This is a genomic window from Nonomuraea sp. NPDC001684 (assembly GCF_053596515.1).
This window is the reverse complement of record NZ_JBSFGJ010000635.1, coordinates 1-4229: the sequence shown is the minus strand read 5'-3', so window position 1 is coordinate 4229 and position 4229 is coordinate 1. Positions and strand designations below refer to the sequence as shown.

Annotated in this window: 5 protein-coding genes; 2 read left to right on the top strand and 3 right to left on the bottom strand. The window is 72.2% G+C overall.

Going from position 1 to position 4229, the window contains the following annotated elements; all coding sequences use genetic code 11:
• Positions 1-87: 87 nt before the first annotated feature.
• From ACWCSD_RS49025 to ACWCSD_RS49015, 3 genes are read right to left on the bottom strand one after another with little or no spacing between them, the layout of a single operon-like run.
• The gene (locus ACWCSD_RS49025; protein WP_352361368.1) at positions 88-366 is read right to left on the bottom strand and encodes a DUF4031 domain-containing protein; all 279 of its coding nucleotides are present in this window, start codon (positions 364-366) and stop codon (positions 88-90) included.
• Positions 363-1121, bottom strand: a complete 759-nt coding sequence (locus tag ACWCSD_RS49020) for an HAD family hydrolase (RefSeq protein ID WP_449926123.1) — start codon at positions 1119-1121, stop codon at positions 363-365. The genes ACWCSD_RS49025 and ACWCSD_RS49020 overlap by 4 nt, the downstream gene beginning before the upstream one ends.
• A gap of 18 nt (positions 1122-1139) precedes the next feature.
• Positions 1140-2309 carry a cytochrome P450 gene (locus ACWCSD_RS49015; protein ID WP_352322574.1) on the bottom strand — a complete coding sequence of 390 codons (1170 nt, stop codon included), beginning with the start codon at positions 2307-2309 and terminating at the stop codon, positions 1140-1142.
• Between the two features lie 396 nt (positions 2310-2705).
• Between ACWCSD_RS49015 and ACWCSD_RS49010 the strand changes: the two genes are divergently transcribed.
• Both ACWCSD_RS49010 and ACWCSD_RS49005 read left to right on the top strand, forming a co-directional pair.
• A complete protein-coding gene (locus tag ACWCSD_RS49010; RefSeq protein WP_358285701.1) occupies positions 2706-3941 on the top strand; it encodes a hypothetical protein in 1236 nt (411 codons plus the stop codon).
• Positions 3942-3952: 11 nt separating this feature from the next.
• Positions 3953-4229: DUF2786 domain-containing protein (locus ACWCSD_RS49005; protein ID WP_449926120.1), on the top strand; the 277-nt coding region annotated here is incomplete at its 3' end.

Genomic DNA, 4229 nt, shown 5'->3' with positions numbered 1-4229 from the left:
GAGAAGGGTGTTGAGGTCGTTCGTCACACATCGATCCTCGACACCCTTCGTCGTGCCTGCACTCCGAACGACTTAGGACTTACTCGTCTAGGGCGCGCCGGCGTCGTGGCGCTTGCGGCGGCGCAGACCGGCGGCGATCAGGCGGCGCAGCAGCTCGCGCGAGCTGACCGGCTCGGCGCCCAGCGACACCGCCCGCGCGTGCACGGTCTCCGGGACGTCGTAGTGGTCCCGGTCGAAGGCGCGGCCCGGCACCCCGAGCCGGGCCGCGAACGCGTGGAGCTCCTCCAGCGAGCTGTCGCTCACCAGGTGCGACCACATCAGGCCGCGCGGCCCCGGCCAGTCGGGGGGATCGATCAGAACCGTCACGCCCTCAAGGGTAGGACCCTGCCGCGCACGCCCAGCTCGCCCAGATCGGGCACCACGACGTGCGCGCCGTGCCCGGCCAGCGCGGCGGCGTCGCCCGGACCGTCCCGGGTGACCGCCACGACCAGCCCGAAGCCGCCCTTGCCGCCCGCCTGGACGCCCGGCAATGCCGCGTCCACCACGGCGGCCTGTCCGGCGGGCAGCGCCAGGCGGCGCGCGGCCTCCAGGAACAGGGCGGGGTCCGGCTTGCCCGGCAGGTTCATCAGGGCCGCGTCGCCACCGTCCACGACCAGGTCGAACAGGTGCGCCACGCCCGCGGCGGCGACCAGCCGGCGGCCGTGCAGGCTGGCCGAGACGGCGGCCGTGCGGGCGCCCCGGTGGCGCAGCTCGTGCAGCAGGGCCACGGTGGCGGGGAAGGCGGCCACGCCGTACTTGTCCACCTGCGCGAGGAAGATCTGGTCCTTGGCCAGGCCGAGCCCGTGCACGGTGGGCGCGCCCGGCTCGTCGTCGGGACCGCCTTCGGGCGCGGTGAGGCCGCGCGCGGCCAGGAAGGTGCGCACGCCGTCGAGCCGCGGCCGGCCGTCGACGTGCCGGAGGTAGTCGTCACGGATGTCGAACGGGTCGCAGCGGCCGCGCAGGAAGGCGTCGAAGACGTGTTTCCAGGCGGCCGCGTGCACCCGGGCGGTGTCGGTGACCACGCCGTCGATGTCGAACACCACGGCGCGGATCGAGGCCAGATCGATGACGGGCTCGTTCACACTGTGAACGTAACCGCTCTACCAGGCGACGGGTAGCTCCTTGACCCCGTACACGATGGCCAGCTCCCTGAACGGCACCTCGCCCGAGACGTGCAGGTCCGGGAAGCGGCGCAGCAGGGCGGGGAAGGCGATGCGCATCTCCATCTGGGCGAGCGGCGCGCCGATGCAGCGGTGGATGCCGTGGCCGAAGGCCAGGTGCGAGCGGGCGGTCTCGCGGCCCGGACGCACCTCGTCCATGTCCGGGCCCAGCGAGGGGTCGCGGTTGGCGCCGGTCAGCGAGCACAGCACCATCTCACCCTTCTTGATCGGCACGCCGTGCAGCTCCAGGTCCTCGCGGGCGAAGCGCGGGAAGGCCACCTGCACGACCGTCATGTAGCGCAGCAGCTCCTCGACGACGTCGTTGACGTAGCCGTCCACCTCGCGCACCTTCGCGGCCTGCTCGGGGTGGCGCATGAGCCAGAGCGCGCCGAGCGCGAGCATGCTGGTGCTGGTGTCGTGGCCGCCGGTGAGCAGGCCGTCGGACATGCTGGCCAGCGTGCGGTCGTCGAGGTCGTCGCCGTGCTCGCGCAGGAGCTGGCCGAGCAGGCCCTCGCCGGGATCGCGCCGTTCGCGGGCGACCAGGTCCACCAGGTACGCCATCGCGTCGTTGATCGCCTGAAGGGACGCCTCGGGGCCGGCCGACAGGTCGAACCGGTCCTTGCTGATCCTGACGAAGTCGGCGCGCTCCTCGTACGGGACGCCGAGCAGCTCGCACACCACCAGCGACGGGATCGGCAGCGCGAAGTCCTCGACCAGGTCCGCGGGCGGGCCCTTGGCCTCGATGCGGTCCAGGTGCTCCTCGACCATCGCCTCGATGCGCGGCTCCAGCCGGCGCAGGCGGCGCATGGTGAACTCGGGGGTCAGGTACTTGCGCAGCCGCGTGTGCTCGGGCGGGTCCCGGAAGCCGAGGCCGCCGGGGTCCTCCTGGTTGGAGCCCAGGCCGGAGATGCCGGCGAAGTCGTTGCTGAACCGCTCGTGGTCGCCGAGCACACCGCGTACGTCCTCCCAGCGCGTGACCAGGTGCACGGTCTGGTCACCGGGGATCTTCATGGGGAAGACGGCGTGCTCGGCCCGGATGCGGCCGAGCTCGGCGACCGGGTCGAAGTCCTCGCGCATGAACTGGACGAAGGGGAACTCTGAGTCAGACATGGATATCCGTCCTGCTGGGATACATCGCACTATGTTGGGATAAATCCCTCGGTAGATGGTCCCATCCGGACAGGCGGCTGTTGCCCTCCGAAAGGACGAAATTGCCGCTCACTCTCACGTCCCACCTGGCCACCCGCCCGGTCGTCCATCTGGCCGCGCGTCCCGCCGCCCGCCGCGTGATCCCGTGCGGGAGGCCGTGCGGTAGGCGGGGGTGCGCCTCATTGTGCGCCGGGTCGCGGGCCGCCGACTAGCCACAACCCCCTTCTGGTACGGCGTGTGTCACAGGAACCGGTGGGAGACAGGGGAAATCGGTGGCGTTTGGCGTACAAGGGGGCGACAGTCTGCGATGATCTCGTCCCAAGACAAGCTGGAGTTGAGCCTCGCGGATAGTGACTGATGCCGACATTTGAGGAAATAGCAGCCTTCGTCGCCGAGAAGCCGTTCGCCACCGCCGTCATCGCCCTGCTGGGCCTGGCCGGGCTCGTGCTGGCGTTCCTGGTGCTCCGGATGGCCTGGCGCGCGGGCACCTGGTTATTCGCCCGCTACGTCGCCCCCCGTCCCGTCGAGGACGTGCTCACCGTCGTCGCCGCCTCCATCGCCACCGGCGTGTCCGCCCAGGGCATGTGGCGCTTCTCCGGCGACGTGCTGGGCCTGGACGGACCGCTCCGGCTGCTGCTGTTCGCCTTCATCGAGGTCGCCATCATCACCTCGGCCGTCCGCGCCCGCCGCAACATGCGGGAGAACTTCTCCGCCGGCATCGACGGCATCGCGGTCTGGGCGCTGACCTGCCTGACCGCCGTCCTGTCCAGCATGGACGCCCGCAGCCTCCCCGAGGCCGTCTTCCGCCTGGCCGCCCCGCTGGTCGCCGCCTGGCTCTGGGAGCGCGGCATGGCCATCGAACGCCACCGCATCCGCGGCACCGGCCGCATCAACTGGCGCCTGACCCCCGAACGCCTGCTCGTCCGCATGGGCCTGGCCGAGGTCAGCGACCGCACCGCCTCCGAGGTCGACGCCCACCGCCGGCTCACCCGCGTCGCCCTGGCCGCCAAGCGCGCCAAGGCGCTGCGCGACAGCGGCGCCTCCGAGCGCAAGATGCGCGGCGCGCTGGCCAGGCTCGACAAGGCCATGGACCAGGCCGTCGAGCACACCGGGCTGGCCGTCGACCAGCAGCGTCAGGAGGCGCTGCTGGCCCAGATCGCCGCCCTGTACAACACCACCGCGCTCATCGACGCCGACCCGCGCGTGCCGTGGGAGCCCGAGGCCGACCACCGTCCCGTGCCCGCCCGCCCGGCGCTGCCGCCCGCGCTGGCCCAGCTCGTCGAGGACGAGGACGAGGACGTCGAGGTGTTCGACGCCACCCCCCAGGTCGTCGACACCGCCCAGCGCGCCGCCCAGATCAGGGCCGCCCGCGAGTTCTGGGACCGGCAGATCGCCAAGCGCATCGTGCCGCGCTCGGTGGACATCGCCCAGGAGATCGGCGTCCCGCTGGCCACCGCGCGCGAGTATCGTGCCCTGTGGAAGCTGGAGCCGCAGGCGCACGCCCTGATCGAGGCTCTGTACCAGCAGCACGGCATCGTCGACACCGGCGCCTTCCCGGCCATCGCCGACGACGGGCGGGTGCTGGCCAAGTAGGGGGAGCTCGGTTGCGGGAGCGCACGCTCGAACGCGTCAGGAAACTCCTGGCCAAGGCCGAACGCACGGACAACGAGCACGAGCGGGCCACCTTCCTGGCGGCCGCCTCCGCCCTGATGGCCAAGTACGGCATCGACACCCTCCCGCCGCCCGGCACCCGCCAGACCCCCGGCGACCGGATCGTCACCCTGCCCGCCCCGTGGGCCAGGGAGAAGGCCCGCCTGGTCAGCCTGGTGGCCCAGGCCGTCCGCTGCCGCCCGCTGCTGATCGGCCGCGGCGACGGCGGCC

Bases quoted from the DNA above. Each gene is read 5' to 3' on its own strand.
- ACWCSD_RS49010 (WP_358285701.1), top strand. From the start codon at position 2,706: ATGCCGACATTTGAGGAAATAGCAGCCTTCGTCGCCGAGAAGCCGTTC.
- ACWCSD_RS49015 (WP_352322574.1), bottom strand. From the start codon at position 2,309: ATGTCTGACTCAGAGTTCCCCTTCGTCCAGTTCATGCGCGAGGACTTC.